Source organism: Mesorhizobium sp. M7A.F.Ca.CA.001.08.2.1 (genome assembly GCF_003998455.1).
Classification (GTDB): Bacteria; Pseudomonadota; Alphaproteobacteria; order Rhizobiales; family Rhizobiaceae; genus Mesorhizobium; species Mesorhizobium ciceri.
Genome location: NZ_RZPW01000944.1, coordinates 1 through 2,069 on the forward strand (window position 1 = coordinate 1; position 2,069 = coordinate 2,069).

Sequence of the window (2,069 nt, forward strand, 5' to 3'; positions counted from 1 at the left end):
GTCGAGGCCGGCGTCGTTCGGCGTTACCGTGCCATCGGTGTCCTGGCCGACGATGATGTAGCCCTTTTCGGCGCGCAGCACGTGCATCGCCTCGGTGCCATAAGCAGCCGCACCATGCTTCTGGCCTTCGGCCCACAGCGCTTCCCAGACCGTCTGGCCATAATCGGCCGGCACATTGACCTCGAACCCGCGCTCGCCGGTGAACGACATGCGGAACAGCCGCGTCGGCACGCCGCAGATCTTGCCTTCGCGCACCGACATGTGCGGCAGCGCCTCGTCCGACATGTCGATGCCTTCGACCAGCGGCGCGATGATGTCGCGCGACTTGGGTCCCTGCACGGCGATGACCGCCCACTGCTCGGTGATCGAGGTCAGCCAGACATTGAGATGCGGGAACTCGGTCTGGAGATAGTCCTCCATATGGTTCATGACGCGCGGCGCACCGCCGGTCGTCGTCGTCACATGGAAGCGGTCGGGCGCCAGCCTGCCGACGACGCCGTCATCATAGATGAAGCCATCCTCGCGCAGCATGATGCCGTAGCGGCAGCGGCCGGGTTCCAGCTTCTCCCATGGGTTGGTGTAGAGCAGTTCCATGAACTTGGCCGCATCCGGCCCGACCACTTCGATCTTGCCGAGCGTCGAGGCATCGAACAGGCCGGCCGTCTTGCGCACGGCGACGCATTCGCGGTCGACCGCGGCGTGCATGTCCTCGCCCGCCTTGGGGAAATACCAGGCGCGCTTCCACTGGCCGACGTCCTCGAACACCGCGCCTTGCGCCTCGGCCCAGGGATGGATCGCCGTTTTACGCGTCGGATCGAACAGCGGCCCGCGCGCATGGCTGACGATCGCGCCGAAGGTCACCGGCGTATAGGGCGCCCGGAACGTGGTCAGGCCGACCTCCGGGATTGGCTTTCCCAGCATCTCGGCGGCAATCGCCAGGCCGTGCATGTTGGAGGTCTTGCCCTGATCGGTGGCCATGCCGTTGGTGGTGAAGCGCTTGACGTGCTCGATCGAGCGCATGCCTTCGTGCACCGCCTGGCGGATATCCTTGGCGGTGACGTCGTTCTGGAAGTCGACAAACGCCTTCACCGTGGTGTCCGGCCCGGCGCCAGGAGCCGCACCCAGCATGCCGCGCGACCAGCTCTCGGAGGTGTCGACCTTCGGCTTCGTACCCTTGGCGGTTTTCGCGCCCGCATCCCTGGCCGCTTTGGCGCCCGCGGCATAGGCCTCGTCGACCGTCGCCGATAGGCCGTCGGCACCATTGCAGGCGCCGACAGAGACGCAATCCTGCGCATAGGTGCCCGGCACGAAGCGCTTGGTCTCGTCGTTGAAGGCGACCTTGCCGCGCGACTGCGAGAACAGATGCACCGACGGCGTCCAGCCGGCCGACATCAGGATCGCGTCGACTGGAATGGTGCGTTCGCCGCCGCCATTCTTCGGCTGCACCGTCATCGAGGAAACGCGCAGCTTGCCGCCGGCGCGGATCACCGCGCGGCCGAAATTGACCTCGATGCCGAGCGCCCTCGCCTCGTCGATCACCGGTCCGGTCGGATTGTCGCGCAAATCGACGATCGCCGCCACGTTGACGCCGGCCTTCTTCAGGTCGATCGCCGCTGCATAGGCGGAATCATTGGCGGTGTAGACGCCGACATTCCTGCCGACCGCGACGCCATAGTGGTTGAGATAGGTGCGCGCGGCACCCGCCAGCATGATGCCCGGGCGGTCGTTGTCGGCGAACACCATGTGGCGCTCGATGGCGCCCGAGGCCAGCACCACGCGCTTGGCCCTGACCTGCCACAGCCGCTCGCGCGCCAGATCGTGGCCGGGAGCCTTCAGATGATCGCTGACACGCTCGACCAGGCCGACGAAATTCTGCGCGTAATAACCGAACGCCGTCGTGCGTGACAGCACGCGGACATTGTCCATCGCGGCGAGCTTCGCCACCGCAGCTTGCGCCCAGGCAAAGCCGTCCTGGCCGTCGATTTTCGCGCCGCTCTCGAAACGCAGGCTGCCGCCGAACTCGGCCTGCTCGTCGGCGAGGATGACGCGCACGCCGGTCTCCGCCGCTG

General features: G+C 66.6%; 1 protein-coding gene. It reads right to left on the reverse strand.

The features are described from left to right. Positions 1 to 2,069 (reverse strand): sarcosine oxidase subunit alpha (locus EN914_RS33265; protein ID WP_127389579.1); only part of this gene is annotated, 2,069 nt, incomplete at both ends.